The following is a 14,990-nucleotide window of genomic DNA, read 5'->3' as shown; positions in this document are numbered from 1 at the left end:
CACGATGCCGCGACACTCTGGGGGAGCGGGAGTCGGCATGAGGCTGATCGGCAAGAACGGGTCAGGCACCAAGTCCGCGGCGGCCACCGAGGCGGACACCGACGCCTGGGCGGAGAGCCCCGAGAGCCGGCCCGGAGCCCTGCCCGCCCAGCGCACCAGCGGCCTGTCCGAGCGCCCCCCGGCCGCCGGCTACGGCCCCGACAGTCTGGTCCACGTGTCCACCCGTCAGTTCGCCGACGCCGTCGGCCCGTACGGGACCGAGGCCGCCGACGGCCCGCACGCCGCCGCCCTCGACCCGGCCGGCCTGGACACCACCAGCTTCGAGACCGCGCTGGCCGCCCGCGAGAGCGCCGCGCTGGAGGCCCGCCACCGCCAGGCCGCCGACGACGGCGACCCGGACGCCGCCTGCCGGCTCGGCACCCTGCTGCTGCGCCGCGGCGACCTGGAGGACGCCGAACCGTACCTGCGCGCCGCCGCGGCCGCCGGGACGCGCGCCGCCGCCAACAACCTCGGCGTGCTGCTGCACCAGCAGGGCCACCGGGGCGAGGCCGCCCAGTGGTGGCGCCAGGCCGCGGTGGCCGGCAGCGCCCCCGCCGCGCACGCGCTCGGGCTCCAACTGCGCGACCAGGGCGAGGAGGAGGCCGCCGAGTACTGGCTGCACTTCGCCGCCGACCACGGCCACCCGCTCGGCGCCTACGCGCTGGGCGACCTGATGGAGCACCGGCGCGACGTGCGCGCCGAGCGCTGGTTCAAGATCTCCGCCGACGCAGGGCACCGGGAGGCCGCCTACCGGCTGGCCCGGATGCGCGAGGCCGCCGGGGACAAGGAGACCGCCGAGGCCTGGTACCGCACCGCCGCCGCGCGCGGCCACGCCCGCGCCGCGCTGCGCCTGGGCGTGCTGCTGGAGGAGCGCGCCGGCACCGACCAGCCGCTGCTGGAGGAGGCCGCCCGCTGGTACCGGCAGTCCGCGCAGAACGGCGAACCGCGCGCCGCCTGCGCGCTGGGCTTCCTGCTGCGCGACTCCGGGGACCTGGCCGCCGCCGCCGACTGGTGGCGGGAGGCCGCCGAGGCCGGCGACGGCAACGCCGCCAACGCGCTGGGCGCCCTGCACGCCGGGCGCGGCGAGGCCAAGGAGGCCGAGCGCTGGTACCGCACCGCCCTGGACGCGGGCGACCAGAACGGCGCCTTCAACCTCGGCCTGCTCTGCGTCGCCACCGGCCGCGACCAGCAGGCCGAGCAGTGGTACCGCCGGGCCGCGTACGCCGGGCACCGGGAGGCCTGCAACGCGCTGGCCGTGGTGCTGCTGCAGCGCGGCGACGAGTCGGGCGCCGAACCGTGGTTCTCCAAGGCGGCCGAGGCCGGCAGCGTGGACGGCGCGTTCAACCTGGGCGTGCTGCACGCCGGGCGCGGCGAGCAGCGGCAGGCCCAGGAGTGGTACGCGCGCGCCGCCGCCGAGGGCCACGGCGAGGCCGCGCTGCAGCTGGCCGTCGCCCAGGAGCAGCGGGGCAACCTGGCCGGCGCCCTGGAGCGCTACCGGCAGGCGGCCGCCGGTGGGTCGGCCGAGGGCGCGTTCCGGCTGGCCTCGGTGCTGGACCGGCGCGGCGACGCGGACGCCGAGGCCGAGCACTGGTACGCGCTCGCGGCCGACGCCGGCCACCGCCGGGCGCAGGTGCGGATGGGCGTGCGGGCGGCCGAGCACGGCGCGCTGGAGATCGCCGAGAGCTGGTACCGGCGGGCGGCCGAGGCGGGCAGCCGCAGCGCCGCCTTCAACCTGGGGCTGCTGCTGGCCCGGCAGGACCGGGAGGCCCAGGCGATGCTCTGGTACACCCGGGCCGCCGACGCCGGGCACGGGCGGGCGGCGCTGCGCCTGGCCCTGCTGGCGCTGCGCCGGGGCGAGCCGGTGCAGGCCGAGAACTGGTGCCGCCGGGCGGCCGACTACGGGCCGGCCGAGGTGGCGGAGCGGGCCGGGCGCCTGCTGGGCGCGCTGCACGCGGAGCTGAGCGCGTAGCGCTGCCGTGCTGTCGGGGCTAGGGCCTGTCCGGCCTAGGCCCGGCCCGTGCAGTCCGGGCAGAGGCCGCGGTAGGTGATCTCGGCCGCGGTGACGGTGAAGCCGAAGCGCTCGCCGGCGGGGAGAGCGGCGAGCGGGTCGCCGTGCGGGTGGACGTCGCGGATGGCGCCGCAGCCGGAGCAGACCAGGTGCTGGTGGGCGCGGTGGGCGTTGGGGTCGTAGCGCTTGGCGCGGCCGTCGGTGGCGACCTCCAGGACCTCGCCGAGGCCGACCAGTTCACCGAGGGTGTTGTAGACGGTCGCGCGGCTGATCTCGGGCAGGCGGGCCACCGCGCGGGCGTGCACCTCGTCCGCGGTCAGGTGGACGTGGTCGCCGTCGAGGACCTCGGCCACGACCCGGCGCTGTGAGGTCAGCCGCCAGCCGCGTCCGCGAAGTCGTTCCAGCAGGTCGCTCATGGGAACAGGGTAAGTCACGCTCTGAGATTGGTTCCAGTATTGACTTGGACAAAGTCCAAGTTAGGATCGAGTCGTCACGACCGGATAACGCGGAGGCCCTCTTATGACGACCCAGGACGAGCTGCGCCCCACCCTCACCACGGAGGCGGGTGCCCCCGTCGCCGACAACCAGAACACCGAGACCGCGGGTGTCGGCGGCCCGGCGCTCATCCAGGACCAGCAGCTGTTCGAGAAGCTCGCGCACTTCAACCGCGAGCGGATCCCGGAGCGCGTGGTGCACGCCCGCGGCGCGGCGGCGTACGGCACCTTCACGGTGACCGCCGACCTGACGCCCTTCACCCGGGCCGCGTTCCTGTCCGAGGTCGGCAAGCAGACCGAGGTGTTCCTGCGGTTCTCCACCGTGGCCGGCAACCTCGGCTCGGCCGACGCGGTGCGCGACCCGCGCGGCTTCGCGCTGAAGTTCTACACCGAAGAGGGCAACTACGACCTCGTCGGCAACAACACCCCGGTGTTCTTCATCAAGGACGCCGTGAAGTTCCCCGACTTCATCCACACCCAGAAGCGGGACCCGTACACCGGCTCCCAGGAGGCGGACAACGTCTGGGACTTCTGGGGCCTGTCGCCCGAGGCCACCCACCAGGTGACCTGGCTGTTCGGCGACCGCGGCATCCCGGCCAGCTACCGCCACCTCAACGGCTACGGCTCGCACACCTTCCAGTGGCAGAACGAGGCCGGCGAGTACTTCTGGGTCAAGTACCACTTCAAGACCGACCAGGGCATCCGGAACCTGACCCAGGCCGAGGCCAACCGGCTGGCCGGCGAGGACCCGGACAGCCACCAGCGCGACCTGCGCGAGTCGATCGAGCGCGGCGAGTTCCCCAGCTGGACCGTGCAGGTCCAGATCATGCCGGCGGCCGACGCGGCGAACTACCGCTTCAACCCCTTCGATCTCACCAAGGTCTGGCCGCACGCCGACTACCCGCCGATCGAGATCGGCCGGCTGGAGCTCAACCGCAACCCCGACAACGTCTTCGCCGAGGTCGAGCAGTCGATCTTCTCCCCGGCGCACTTCGTGCCCGGCATCGGCCCGTCCCCGGACAAGATGCTGCAGGGCCGCCTGTTCGCGTACGCGGACGCCCACCGCTACCGCGTCGGCATCAACGCCGACCACCTGCCGGTGAACCGCCCGCACGCCACCGAGGCGCGCACCAACAGCCGCGACGGCCACCTGTACGACGGCCGCCACGGCCGCCGGAAGAACTACGAGCCGAACAGCTTCGGCGGCCCGGTGCAGACCGGCCGCCCGCTGTGGGCCGCCACCCCGGTCACCGGCGCCACCGGCAACCACGAGGCGCCCTCGCACGCCGAGGACGACGACTTCGTGCAGGCCGGCAGCCTCTACCGGCTGTTCTCGGAGGACGAGAAGCAGCGGCTGATCGCCAACCTGGCCGGCTTCATCGCCAAGGTCTCGGCCGACCGCGAGGACATCGTCGAGCGGGCGATCGACAACTTCCGCAAGGCCGACGCCGACTACGGGCAGCGGCTGGAGGTGGCCGTCCGGGAGCTGCGCAAGCAGTGACCGGGGAGGCGCCCCATTGAGCGGCGGGCCCGGTCGACCGGAGGACCGGTCGACCGGGCCCGCACCATGCCGGGGCCGGACACTTTCTAGACGCTCAGGCGGCGCAGGGCCTCCTCGTGCAGGATGCCGTTGCTGGCGACGGCGTCCGCGCCGCCGGGGCCGGGAACGCCGTCCAGCCCGGTGAAGCGGCCGCCGGCCTCCTCGACGATGACGCAGTTGGCGGCCATGTCCCAGAGCGACAGCTCGGGCTCGGCGGCGATGTCGACCGCGCCCTCGGCCACCATCATGTAGGACCAGAAGTCGCCGTAGGCGCGGGTGCGCCAGCAGGCGCGGGTGAGGTCCAGGAAGGGGTCGAGGCGGCCGCGCTCCTCCCAGCCGGAGAGGGAGGAGTAGGAGAAGGAGGCGTCCTCGATCCGGGAGACGCCGGAGACGTGGATCCGGGAGGCCTTGGCGAGGCTGCGGCCGGCGAAGGCACCGAGGTCCTTGGCCGCCCACCAGCGGCGCTGGATCGCGGGGGCGGAGACGATGCCGACCACCGGGCGCTCGACGCCGTCCGGGCCGTCCTCCACCAGGGCGATCAGGGTGGCCCAGACCGGGACGCCGCGGATGTAGTTCTTGGTGCCGTCGATCGGGTCGATCACCCAGCGGCGCGGGCCGGAGCCCAGCAGGCCGAACTCCTCGCCGAGCACCGCGTCGCGCGGGCGGGCGCGCTGCAGCACGCTGCGGACGAGCTCCTCGGCGGCCTTGTCGGCATCGCTGACGGGGGTGAGGTCGGGCTTGGTCTCGATCCTCAGGTCGAGGGCGCGGAAACGCTCCAGGGTGACCGAGTCGGCCGAGTCGGCGAGGACGTGGGCGAGTCGGAGATCGTCGTGGTAGTCGGCCATGTCCGAAACCCTAGCGAGCCCACCCGGATCGGGACAGCCGGGCTCGCGGAGCGGGACGCGACCGGCCTCCCGCCGTCAGTGCGCCGTGCCGCTGAGCTGGAGGCCGATCACGCCGGCGATCACCAGGGAGATCGAGACCAGCTTCAGCACCGAGGTGGTCTCGTCCAGGAAGACCATGCCGTAGACGGCGGTGCCGGCCGCGCCGATGCCGGTCCACACCGCGTAGGCGGGGCCGACCGGCAGGGTCTTCAGGGAGAGGGTGAGCAGGCCGAAGCTGCCCAGGGCGAACACGCAGAAGCTGATGGTGGGCCAGAGCCGGGTGAAGCCCTCGCTGAGCTTGAGGTTGATCGCGAAGCCGGTCTCCAGCAGGCCTGCCAGGACCACCAGGGCCCATGCCATCGCGTGCCCTCCCTGTCGATCGACGGGTCGGGCCGCGATGTGGCCCGACCTTCCTATGATCACCAGGCCGGCGCGGTCCGACACCTCGAACGGCCGGGAAACCCCATGGGACGGTAAAACCGCCGAGTGGATCAGTCGCCCTCGCGGGCCTCCTTGCTGGCCAGCAGGCGGCGCAGCGAGTAGAGCCGGGCGGCCTCGGCGTGGCCGTCGGCGACCCAGGCGTCCAGCGCGCAGTCCGGCTCGTCGTGGCTGCAGGCGCGCGGGCAGTCGACGGTGCCGGGCTCCAGGTCGGGGAAGGCGTGGATGACCCGGGACGGGTCGATGTGCGAGAGGCCGAAGGAGCGGAAGCCCGGGGTGTCGATCACCCAGCCCGGGTCCAGCGCCTTCTTGGAGCCCGGCTTGGCACCGGGCGGCGGGGGCAGCCGCAGCGCCAGGGCGGAGACGGTGGTGTGCCGGCCGCGGCCGGTGACCGCGTTGACCCGGCCGGTCTGCCGCTGCCGGTCCGGGACGAGCGCGTTGACCAGGGTGGTCTTGCCGACGCCGGAGTGGCCGATGAACACCGTGGAGAGGCCGCGCAGGTGTTCGCGGACGGCCTCGGCGCCGGCGGTCTCCAGTTCGTCCCGGCGGGTGACCACGTAGTCGATGCCGAGCGGCGCGTACGACTCCAGCAGCGGCCCGGCCGGGGCGAGGTCGGACTTGGTGAGCACCAGCAGCGGCTCCATGCCCGCGTCGTAGGCGGCCACCAGGCAGCGGTCGATCAGCCGGGGCCGCGGCTCCGGGTCGGCCAGCGCGGTGACGATGGCCAGCTGCTGGGCGTTGGCGACGACGATCCGCTCGTACGGGTCGTCGTCGTCCGCGGTGCGCCGCAGCACCGAGCTGCGCTCCTCGACCCGGACGATCCGGGCGAGCGTGTCGGCGTCCCCCGAGAGGTCGCCGACGAGGTTGACGACGTCGCCGACGACGACGCCCTTGCGGCCCAGCTCACGGGCCTTCATGGCGACGATCTCGCGCTCCTGCTTGGTGCCCGGGTCGACCAGGCAGGTCAGCCGGCCGCGGTCGACGGTCAGCACCATCGCCTCGGCGGCGTCCTCGTGTTTGGGCCGGATCCGGGTACGGGGCCGGGAGCCCCGGCGTCCGGGGCGGTTGCGGATGTCGTCTTCGTCGGCGTCCTTGCCGTAGCGGCGCATGGCTCAAGTCTCCGCTCAGGCGTCCGCCACCGCTTCACCGAGCAGTTCCGCCCACATCTTCGGGAAGTCGGGCAGGGTCTTGGCGGTGGTGGCCACGTTCTCCACCTCGACGCCGGGCACGGCCAGGCCGACGACCGCGGCGGCGGTGGCCAGGCGGTGGTCCTCGTAGGTGTGGAAGACGCCGCCGTGCAGCGGGCGCGGGCGGATCCGCAGGCCGTCCTCGGTCTCGGTGACGTCGCCGCCGAGGTCGTTGATCTCCTTGGCGAGCGCGGCGAGCCGGTCGGTCTCGTGCAGTCGCAGGTGGGCGATGCCGTACAGGTGGGACTCGGAGTCGGCCAGCGCGGCGACGGCGGCGATCACCGGGGTGAGCTCGCCGACGTCGTGCAGGTCCGCCTCGATGCCGTGGATCCGGCCGGTGCCGGTGAACTGCAGGCCCTCGTCGGTGAACTCGCAGGCGCCGCCCATCCGGGTGTAGATCTCGCGCAGCTGGTCGCCGGGCTGGGAGGTGTGCTTGGGCCAGTCGCGCACGGTCACCCGGCCGCCGGTGACCAGGGCGGCGGCGAAGAACGGCGCGGCGTTGGAGAGGTCCGGCTCGACCACCAGGTCGCGGCCGATCAGGGCGCCGGGGGTGACCCGCCAGACGTCCTTCTCGCCGCCGTCCTCGGGGGCGTCGACCTGGACGCCGGCCAGGCGCAGCATCTCGACGGTCATCCGGATGTGCGGCAGCGACGGCACCGGGCCGCCGACGTGCCGGACCTCGACGCCGTGGTTGTAGCGGGCGCCGGAGAGCAGCAGGGCGGAGACGAACTGGGAGGAGGAGGAGGCGTCCAGCTCGACCGGGCCGCCGTCGAGCGCGCCGGTGCCGTGCACGGTGAGCGGGAAGGCGCCGCGGCCGCCGTCGTCGATCCGGGCGCCGAGCGCGCGCAGGGCGTTGATCACGCCGTGCTGGGGGCGCTCGTAGCTGCGCGGGTCGCCGTCGAAGTGCACCGGGCCGTCGGCGAGGACGGCGAGCGGGGGCAGGAAGCGCATGACGGTGCCGGCGTTGCCGACGTCGATCGAGGCGGGGCCGCGCAGCGCGGGGGTCGGGATGACCCGCCAGGCCTCGCCGCCGCCGGTGCCGCCGGAGTCGTTGTTGACCTTCTCCTCGATGCCGACGCCGAGGGCGCGCAGGCCGTCGGCCATCAGCTGGGAGTCGCGGCTGCGCAGCGGGCGGCGCACCCAGCCGGGCTCGTCGGCGAGCGCCGCCAGCACCAGGGCTCGGTTGGTGACCGACTTGGAGCCGGGGATGGTGACGGTGGCGTCAACGGGGGTGGTCGCGACGGGGGCGGGCCACAGGGTCTCGGTCATGGGGGCCAGTTTAGGGGCCGTACCGGAACGGCCCCTGCTGCGGCCGGATGACGGACGGCTGCCCGCCCGCCGGGTCACAGCGGCTTGAGCAGCCAGCTCGCGCTGAGGGCCAGGCAGGCGAGGGCGGTGAGCAGGAAGACGGTGATCCAGGCGAGGCCGGGGATGTGGGTGAGGCGGGCGAGCTGGTCGGCGTCGGAGTCGCGGGCCCAGCCGATGCGGCGCTGGTGCTGGAGTTCGAGGACCGGGCGGACGGCGCCGAACAGCAGGAACCAGCAGCCGAGGTAGGCGAAGCCGGCCTGGACCTCGGCGCTGCCGAACCAGGAGACCAGGAAGAAGGCGCCGCCGGCGACCAGCACGGTGAACAGGCCGAAGGCGTTGCGGATGCGCACCAGCAGGGCGAGCAGCAGGGCGATGGCCAGCCAGAGCAGCAGGGTGATCCGGCCGGTGGAGAGCAGGGCGGCGCAGCCGAGGCCGAGCAGGGCGGGGGCGGTGTAGCCGGCGGCGGCGGTGAGGATCATGCCGGGGCCGGTGGGGCGGCCGTAGGAGAGGGTGAGGCCGGAGGTGTCGGAGTGCAACCGGATGCCGGCGAGCCGGCGGCCGGTGACGAGGGCGATCAGGCCGTGGCCGCCCTCGTGGGCGATGGTCACGGCGTTGCGGGTGACGTGCCAGAGCGGGCGGGCGAGGACGGCGAGCAGGGCGACGCCCGCGGTGGCCAGGACCAGCCAGCCGGGCGGGGCGGGCTGGGTCCCGGTGACCTGGTCCCACAGTGCGCCGAGGTTCTGGTCGGTCGGTTGTGTACTCATCGTCTCTTCTCCGCCTCCGTCCGCTGCGTTGGGCCGTTCGGGGCAGCCTCCCATGCGGGGACGGGCGGGCGGGAGCGGGTGGTTCTCCTGGTGGGATGAAGAAGTGGTGAGCGGGCCGGGCATGGCAAGCTGGCCCGCATGTGCGGTCGCTTCGCAGCCAGTGGCAAGCCCGAGGACATCGTGGAGCTCTTCGGCGTCGAGCAGTGGGATCCGGCGGAGACGTTGGCCCCCAGCTGGAACGTCGCTCCGACGAACAGCGCCTTCGTGGTGCTGGACCGGGTGCCCAGGGGCGGGTCGCGGCCGGTGCGGCAGCTGCGGGTGCTGCGCTGGGGCCTGGTGCCGCAGTGGTCGAAGTCGGCCGAGACGGCGGTGAAGATGATCAACGCCCGCTCGGACACGGTGCACGAGAAGCCCTCGTACCGGCAGGCCTTCGCCTCGCGCCGGTGCATCCTGCCGGTGGACGGCTACTACGAGTGGCAGACGGTGGCGGCCGAGCTGGGCAAGCCGCGCAAGAAGCCGTTCTTCGTCGCCCGGGCCGACGGCACCCCGCTGGCGCTGGCCGGACTGTACGAGTTCTGGCGGGACCGGACGGTGCCGGCCGACCATCCGGCGGCCTGGCTGGTGACCTTCACCATCGTCACCACCGACGCCGAGGAGTCGCTGGCGCCGATCCACGAGCGGATGCCGCTGTTCCTCGACCCGGCCTCCTACGACGAGTGGCTGGACCCGGGGCAGGCCGACCCGGACGAGCTGCGCCGGCTGCTGATACCCCCGCCGCCCGGCGCGCTGCTGGCCACCCCGGTCTCGCCGGCGGTCGGCAACATCCGCAACGACGGCCCGGAGCTCACGGAGCCGTGGGCCGAGGTCGAGTACGAGACCACCCTGTTCTGAAACCTGCTGGAGTGACTGTCGTGAGGACCACCGAGCTCGTCCCCACCGGGGCGGGGGACGCCCGGATCACCTACCACCGGGCGGCCGACCCGCGGGCGGTGCTGGCGCTCGGGCACGGCACCAGCGGTGCGATCGACAGCCGGGACCTGGCGGCGCTGGCCGGGCGGCTGCCGGCGCGCGGGATCACCGTGGCGCTGGTCGAGCAGCCCTGGAAGGTGGCCGGGAAGAAGCTGGGCCCGTCGGCACCGAGGACGCTGGACCTCGGCTGGCGGCCGGTGGCCGAGCGGCTGGCCGGGCAGGGGCCGGCGCTGGTGGTCGGCGGGCGCAGCGCCGGGGCGCGGGTGGCCTGCCGCACCGGCGCGGCGACCGGGGCGGTGGGGGTGGTGGCGCTGGCCTTCCCGCTGCACCCGCCGGGCAAGCCGGAGAAGAGCCGGGCGCAGGAGTTGCTGGAGTCGGGGCTGCCGACGCTGGTGGTGCAGGGCGCGGCGGATCCGTTCGGCCGGCCGCAGGAGTTCCCGGAGCTGCCGGCCGGGCACGAGCTGGTGGCGCTGCCGTACGGCAACCACGGTTTCGAGGTGCCCAAGCGGGCGTCGCCGGGGCAGGACGAGGTGCTGGAGCTGATCTGCCGGGCGGTGGGGGACTGGGTGCTGAGGGTCGGGTGAGGCGGCGCGGGCGGCCGTGAGCAGGGAGTTTCCGCTCGATCACTCGTGCGAGTGATTCCGGGGTGGGCGCGGGAATGCGGGCGGGGTCGGGGTGGTTGACACCCTCGTCAGCACGATTCCCGTTGAGAGGCAGGGCAGATGGGTTCGATCGCGTGCCCCGAGCGGTCACAGCAGCGCGAGGCCGCCGCGGCGTTCGCCCCCGCCTGGTCCGACTGGATTGTCGCGGGCGAGAAGCCCGTCAGCCCGATATCCTCCATTTCGGGGCGGCCCGCCGTGGGTCGTGCCCGCCATGGCGAGGAGGTGGGTCCGGTCGTCGGGACCGAGCACGAGGCCGAGCCGGGCCGGGGCCCGGAGGAGGGCCAGCCCGCGGGCGAGGCGCTCACCGGTGAGGAGCTGGCCGAGGCGATCGGTGAGGACACCTTCCGGGTGTCGGCGGAGGAGTCCGAGGAGACCCGGCGGGAGCGCTTCGAGCGCGACGCCCTGGGTTACCTGGATCCGATGTACTCGGCGGCGCTGCGCATGACGCGCAACCCCGCGGATGCGGAGGACCTGCTCCAGGAGGCGTTCGCCAAGGCGTACGCGTCCTTCCACCAGTTCCGTGAGGGCACGAACCTCAAGGCCTGGCTGTACCGCATCCTCACCAACACGTTCATCAACTCGTACCGCAAGAAGCAGCGCGAGCCCCAGCGCACGGCGGCGGAGGAGATCGAGGACTGGCAGCTGGCCCGCGCCGAGTCGCACATGTCGACCGGTCTGCGTTCGGCCGAGACCCAGGCACTCGACCACCTGCCCGACAGCGATGTGAAGGACGCGCTCCAGGCCATCCCGGAGGAATTCCGGATCGCGGTCTATCTCGCGGACGTAGAGGGCTTTGCGTACAAGGAGATCGCGGACATCATGGGTACTCCCATCGGTACGGTGATGTCCCGGCTGCACCGCGGCCGCCGTCAGCTGCGCGGCATGCTGGAGGATTACGCCCGTGAGCGCGGGCTGGTCCCGGCCGGTAGCGGGGCAGGGCAGGAAGCGAAGGGCTCGGGCTCATGAGCTGCGGCGATCCGCACGAGACGGAGTGTGGCGAGGTCCTCGACCACCTCTACGAATTCCTCGACAACGAGATGACCGAGGGCGACTGCGCCAAGCTGCGCGTGCACTTCGAGGAGTGCTCGCCCTGCCTGAAGCAGTACGGGCTGGAGCAGGCGATCAAGGCGCTGATCAAGCGCTCCTGCGGGTGCGACGACACCCCGAGCGACCTGCGCAGCAAGGTGCTGGCCAGGATCGACTCGATCCGGGCCGGGCAGCGCTCGGGCGAGCAGGTGGTGGTCGCGGTCGACACCACGGTCGAGATCCACGTCGAGCAGGCCCGGCCGGCGCCGACGGCCGCCGAGGCCTCGGACGAGCCGGTGGTGCGCCCCGGCGCACCCGTCGAGGCGGGCGCCCCGGCGGAGTAGCCGGGCGGCCGGGCGGAGCAACCGGACGGGCCCGCCGGCGAGGGCGGGACGAACGGTCCGGACACGGAGTCCAACGGCCCCGGGAGCGTGCGCTCCCGGGGCCGCTCCCGTTGTGCTCGCATGCGCCCTCACTCGTTCGGGTGAGTTGACGGTGCGCCAGCTGCGGCATCGCGCGATCACGCGTCCTTTCGTCCGGGTGGCGGCCTATTCTCCTGACGGACGCTCACCGCCGGTCCGCCCGGCGAGCTGAGGCAACGCGGGCCCGGACGGCGGGGGAGGTCGAGATCGCTACCGACAGTGGAGGCGCGGCCCTGCCGGAGGGAGCGACGCGCTACCTGGTGGCCGTCCCGGTGGCGGCGCTGTGCTGCCTGCTTCCGCTGCTGCCGACCGGGGTGGCGCCCGGCCTCCCGCGCTGGCTCGGCGCCCCCGTGGACTGGCCCAAGGTCGGGCTGCTGGCCTTCCTGCACGGCTGCTGGGAGTCGCTGGCCCAGGGCCTGCCGACGCCCTGCCTGCGGCTGGTGCGCCGGCTGCTGCGCCGCCCGCCGCCGCCCGAGCGGGCGCCCGCCCGCCCCGGGGTCAACGCCTTCTTCCCGGTGCTGTTCGCCGGCGTGCTGATGCTGCCGCCGGCCGCCGCCGCGCTGGTCGCGGTGCCCGCCGCGCTGCTCGGCGGGCCGAGCGGACGCACCTGCCGCACCCGCCAGCTGTGGAACGGCTCCCAGCTCGCGCTGTGCGCCTTCGCCGCCTCGGCCGCCTTCCACCTGCTGCACGGGCCGCAGCTTCTGCTCGGCTCCCGCTTCCCGGCCGCGCTGCTGCCCGGCTTCGCCGCCGTCGTCACGTTCTGCCTGGTCAACGGGGTGCTGGTGGGCGCCATGCTGATGCTCGCCGAGGACCGCCGCCCCGGGGTGCTGCTGCGCGGGGCGGGCACGGTGTGCGGGCTGCCGGTGCTGGTGCACGCGGCCGGCGGGCTGATGGTGGCCGTGCTCTGGCAGGGTCCGTACGGGGCGTTCGCGGCGCTGCTGGCCTTGCTGCCGCTGTCGATCTCGGCCTGGGTGTTCGCCCAGGGCCAGCGCGAGCGGGACGCCCACCAGGCCACCGTGCAGTCGCTGGTGCAGGCGGTGGAGATCAAGGACGCGTACACCCGCGGGCACAGCGAACGGGTCGGCCGGGCCTCGGTGTTGATCGCCGGTCAGCTCGGCATGGAGGCCGAGCGGCTGCGCACCCTGCGCTTCGCGGGGATCCTGCACGACGTCGGCAAGCTGGGCGTGGCCACCGAGCTGCTGCGCAGAAACGGTCCCCTCAGCGAGGCGGAGCGGCGGGCCGTCGAGGTCCACCCGGTGTACGGGTACGAGCTGGTGCGCGGGATCGCCTTCCTCGGCGAGGCGCACGCCGGGATCCTGCACCACCACGAGCGGATGGACGGCCGGGGCTACCCGAGCGGGCTGGCCGGCGAGCAGATCCCCGAGTTCGCCCGGATCATCTCGGTCGCCGACGCCTTCGACTCGATGACCTCCACCCGCTCCTACCGGCGCGGCCGCCCGGTCGCCGAGGCCGTGGCCGAACTGGAGCGCTGCTCGGGCAGCCAGTTCGACCCGGTGATGGTCCGGGCGCTGATCGACGCGCTGGCCGGGTACGACTGGCAGCCGGTGCTGCCGCCGCCCGAGGACAGCATCCGGGCCGTCCCGGACATCCCGCTCGGGGTGCCCGAGCCGGTGCGGGCGGCGCCGCTGCGGGTGCCCGCACAGGGCGGGACCGCCTCCCCGACCGGGCAGCCGTGACCGCGGCCGGCCGCGACGCTCGCGCGGTGCACGCGGCGGCGGCCGCGCTGCTGGCCTTCGCGGGGGGCACGGTCGCGCTGCGCGGGGTGGCCGAGCCGAGGGTCGCGCTGGCGTTCACCGCGCTGATCGCGCTCGGCGAGTGCGTCCGGATCACCCTTCCGGGGGACCGCGAGCAGGCGCCGATCGGCGCGGCCGGCGCGCTGGCGTACGCCCTGCTCGGGCCGCTGCGCGGGGTGCCCACCGCGCACGGCACGCTCCAGGTGGTCGCGGTGACCGGCGTCGGCCTGCTGCTGGCCTGGCTGCCCGGGCTCGCGCTGCCCTGGCTCAGGGCGTGCCGTGCGCCGCTTGGCCGGCCGGGCCCGCCGCACCGCTCCCGCCCGGGGCGCCCGCACCGGCGCCCGCCCTGGGCCGACCCGGCCCGGCGGGACAGCGCCGCCCGCCGGCTGCTCGGAGTCGGTTTCGCGGCCGCCGTCTTCCAGCCGCTCTACAACGGCGGTCTGGTCGACCGCTACTCGCCCGAGGGCCCGGCGTACGGGGCGTTCCTGACCGCCGTCGCCGCGCTGGCCGCGCTCTGCGACGCGACCCTGGCAGCACTGCTGCGCCGGTCGGCGGCGGGCCCGGAGACCGGGCTGCGGTTCCCGGCGGCGCTGGAGGACGAGCTGCGCTCGCTGTTCGGGATCGGCTCGGCGATCGTCGCCACCGGGATGCTGGTCAGCCTGGCGGCCGGCGAGGTCGGGCTGTGGGCGCTGCCGCTGTTCTGCACCCCGCTGCTGCTCGCCCAGGTGTCGTTCCGGCGGGCCGCGGCGGTGCGGGCCACCACCGGGCAGACCATCGCCAGCCTGGCCCGGGCCACCGAGGTGGCCGGCTACACCCCGCACGGCCACGCCCGCCGGGTCGCGGACACGGCGTGCGCGCTGGGGCGCGAGCTGGGGCTGGGCACCCGCGAGCTCGCCCTGCTGGAGTACGCGGCGCTGATGCACGACGTGGGCCAGCTGTCGCTGGTCGAGCCGGTGCCGGACGGCGCGACCGCGCTGCTGCCCTGCGCAGAACAGCAGCGGATCGCCCGGCTGGGCAGCGAGGTGATCCGCCGCACCGGGGTGCCCCGGCAGGTCGCCGAGCAGGTCGCCCGGCTGGCCGACCCGGTGCCCGGTCCGGCCGGCGGGGACGGCTCGGTGCCGCTGGCGGCCAGGATCATCCGGGTGGCCAACGCCCACGACGACCTGCTGACCGCGGCGCGCGGCCGCGGGCTGGGCGAGGCGGTGGGCCGGCTGGAGGCGCTGGAGCTGCTGCGGCTGGGCCGCGGCCGGGTGTACGACGCCCGGGTGGTGGACGCGCTGGCCCGGGTGGGCGGCCAGGCGAGGGCCTGAGCCGGTGCCCGGCCCGGGGCCCGGGCGCCCGGTCCGGACCGGGCGGAACCCCACCGGGGTTGAGGCGTGGCGGCCGGGCGGGCAGGCTGGGTAGGGGCGGGCCCCAACCTCGGCGGTGGGGAGCGCGGGCGGGGGCGGGCGTGGTTGGATGCGGTCGTAGCGTGGAAACACCGACCCGGGGCACC

At 74.6% G+C, this 14,990-nt stretch carries 14 protein-coding genes; 8 read left to right on the top strand and 6 right to left on the bottom strand.

The window, feature by feature from the left end; all coding sequences use genetic code 11:
• Positions 1-37: 37 nt before the first annotated feature.
• Positions 38-2,008, top strand: coding sequence for a sel1 repeat family protein (locus tag ACIO5E_RS17650; RefSeq protein ID WP_400668400.1), 1,971 nt, complete (start codon positions 38-40; stop codon positions 2,006-2,008).
• 35 nt (positions 2,009-2,043) lie between these two features.
• On the opposite strand, the gene ACIO5E_RS17645 is transcribed toward ACIO5E_RS17650, so the two are convergent.
• Entirely contained in the window at positions 2,044-2,463 is a 420-nt protein-coding gene (locus ACIO5E_RS17645) for a Fur family transcriptional regulator (RefSeq protein ID WP_400668397.1), read from the bottom strand.
• Positions 2,464-2,566: 103 nt separating this feature from the next.
• Between ACIO5E_RS17645 and ACIO5E_RS17640 the strand changes: the two genes are divergently transcribed.
• Positions 2,567-4,042, top strand: coding sequence for a catalase (locus ACIO5E_RS17640; RefSeq protein ID WP_400668394.1), 1,476 nt, complete (start codon positions 2,567-2,569; stop codon positions 4,040-4,042).
• A gap of 86 nt (positions 4,043-4,128) precedes the next feature.
• Here the strand turns inward: ACIO5E_RS17640 and hisN are convergent, their stop codons facing one another.
• The 5 genes from hisN to ACIO5E_RS17615 form a co-directional block, all read right to left on the bottom strand.
• Positions 4,129-4,926 carry a histidinol-phosphatase gene (hisN, locus tag ACIO5E_RS17635; RefSeq protein WP_280676259.1) on the bottom strand — a complete coding sequence of 266 codons (798 nt, stop codon included), beginning with the start codon at positions 4,924-4,926 and terminating at the stop codon, positions 4,129-4,131.
• Positions 4,927-5,001: 75 nt separating this feature from the next.
• Positions 5,002-5,325, bottom strand: coding sequence for a DMT family transporter (locus tag ACIO5E_RS17630; protein ID WP_400668390.1), 324 nt, complete (start codon positions 5,323-5,325; stop codon positions 5,002-5,004).
• Positions 5,326-5,456: 131 nt separating this feature from the next.
• Positions 5,457-6,512: a ribosome small subunit-dependent GTPase A gene (gene rsgA / locus ACIO5E_RS17625; RefSeq protein ID WP_400668387.1), complete on the bottom strand. Its 1,056-nt coding sequence runs from the start codon at positions 6,510-6,512 to the stop codon at positions 5,457-5,459.
• 15 nt (positions 6,513-6,527) lie between these two features.
• Positions 6,528-7,859, bottom strand: coding sequence for a 3-phosphoshikimate 1-carboxyvinyltransferase (gene aroA, locus ACIO5E_RS17620; RefSeq protein WP_400668384.1), 1,332 nt, complete (start codon positions 7,857-7,859; stop codon positions 6,528-6,530).
• A gap of 74 nt (positions 7,860-7,933) precedes the next feature.
• A complete protein-coding gene (locus tag ACIO5E_RS17615; RefSeq protein ID WP_400668381.1) occupies positions 7,934-8,662 on the bottom strand; it encodes a M50 family metallopeptidase in 729 nt (242 codons plus the stop codon).
• 138 nt (positions 8,663-8,800) lie between these two features.
• Between ACIO5E_RS17615 and ACIO5E_RS17610 the strand changes: the two genes are divergently transcribed.
• From ACIO5E_RS17610 to ACIO5E_RS17585, 6 genes are all read left to right on the top strand, one after another.
• A complete protein-coding gene (locus ACIO5E_RS17610) occupies positions 8,801-9,553 on the top strand; it encodes an SOS response-associated peptidase (RefSeq protein ID WP_400668378.1) in 753 nt (250 codons plus the stop codon).
• 20 nt (positions 9,554-9,573) lie between these two features.
• Complete coding sequence (locus ACIO5E_RS17605) at positions 9,574-10,215, top strand: alpha/beta family hydrolase (RefSeq protein ID WP_400668375.1); 642 nt, start codon at positions 9,574-9,576, stop codon at positions 10,213-10,215.
• Positions 10,216-10,515: 300 nt separating this feature from the next.
• Positions 10,516-11,259, top strand: coding sequence for a sigma-70 family RNA polymerase sigma factor (locus tag ACIO5E_RS17600; RefSeq protein ID WP_400668744.1), 744 nt, complete (start codon positions 10,516-10,518; stop codon positions 11,257-11,259).
• Positions 11,256-11,663 (top strand): mycothiol system anti-sigma-R factor, encoded by a 408-nt coding sequence (gene rsrA / locus ACIO5E_RS17595; protein ID WP_400668372.1) that lies wholly within the window; start codon positions 11,256-11,258, stop codon positions 11,661-11,663. The genes ACIO5E_RS17600 and rsrA overlap by 4 nt, the downstream gene beginning before the upstream one ends.
• A gap of 338 nt (positions 11,664-12,001) precedes the next feature.
• Positions 12,002-13,438, top strand: a complete 1,437-nt coding sequence (locus ACIO5E_RS17590; protein ID WP_400668369.1) for an HD-GYP domain-containing protein — start codon at positions 12,002-12,004, stop codon at positions 13,436-13,438.
• Entirely contained in the window at positions 13,435-14,805 is a 1,371-nt protein-coding gene (locus ACIO5E_RS17585) for an HD-GYP domain-containing protein (protein WP_400668366.1), read from the top strand. Before ACIO5E_RS17590 ends, ACIO5E_RS17585 begins: the two co-directional genes overlap by 4 nt.
• Positions 14,806-14,990 lie beyond the last annotated feature (185 nt).

The sequence above is a fragment of the Kitasatospora sp. NPDC087314 genome, from assembly GCF_044744365.1.
GTDB lineage: Bacteria > Actinomycetota > Actinomycetes > Streptomycetales > Streptomycetaceae > Kitasatospora.
The sequence above is the reverse complement of the archived record's forward strand: the minus strand, read 5'-3'. Positions and strand labels throughout refer to the sequence as shown.

Coding starts and splice junctions, on each gene's coding strand:
- ACIO5E_RS17650 (WP_400668400.1), top strand. CDS start 38: ATGAGGCTGATCGGCAAGAACGGGTCAGGCACCAAGTCCGCGGCGGCC.
- ACIO5E_RS17645 (WP_400668397.1), bottom strand. CDS start 2,463: ATGAGCGACCTGCTGGAACGACTTCGCGGACGCGGCTGGCGGCTGACC.
- ACIO5E_RS17640 (WP_400668394.1), top strand. CDS start 2,567: ATGACGACCCAGGACGAGCTGCGCCCCACCCTCACCACGGAGGCGGGT.
- hisN (WP_280676259.1), bottom strand. CDS start 4,926: ATGGCCGACTACCACGACGATCTCCGACTCGCCCACGTCCTCGCCGAC.
- ACIO5E_RS17630 (WP_400668390.1), bottom strand. CDS start 5,325: ATGGCATGGGCCCTGGTGGTCCTGGCAGGCCTGCTGGAGACCGGCTTC.
- rsgA (WP_400668387.1), bottom strand. CDS start 6,512: ATGCGCCGCTACGGCAAGGACGCCGACGAAGACGACATCCGCAACCGC.
- aroA (WP_400668384.1), bottom strand. CDS start 7,859: ATGACCGAGACCCTGTGGCCCGCCCCCGTCGCGACCACCCCCGTTGAC.
- ACIO5E_RS17615 (WP_400668381.1), bottom strand. CDS start 8,662: ATGAGTACACAACCGACCGACCAGAACCTCGGCGCACTGTGGGACCAG.
- ACIO5E_RS17610 (WP_400668378.1), top strand. CDS start 8,801: ATGTGCGGTCGCTTCGCAGCCAGTGGCAAGCCCGAGGACATCGTGGAG.
- rsrA (WP_400668372.1), top strand. CDS start 11,256: ATGAGCTGCGGCGATCCGCACGAGACGGAGTGTGGCGAGGTCCTCGAC.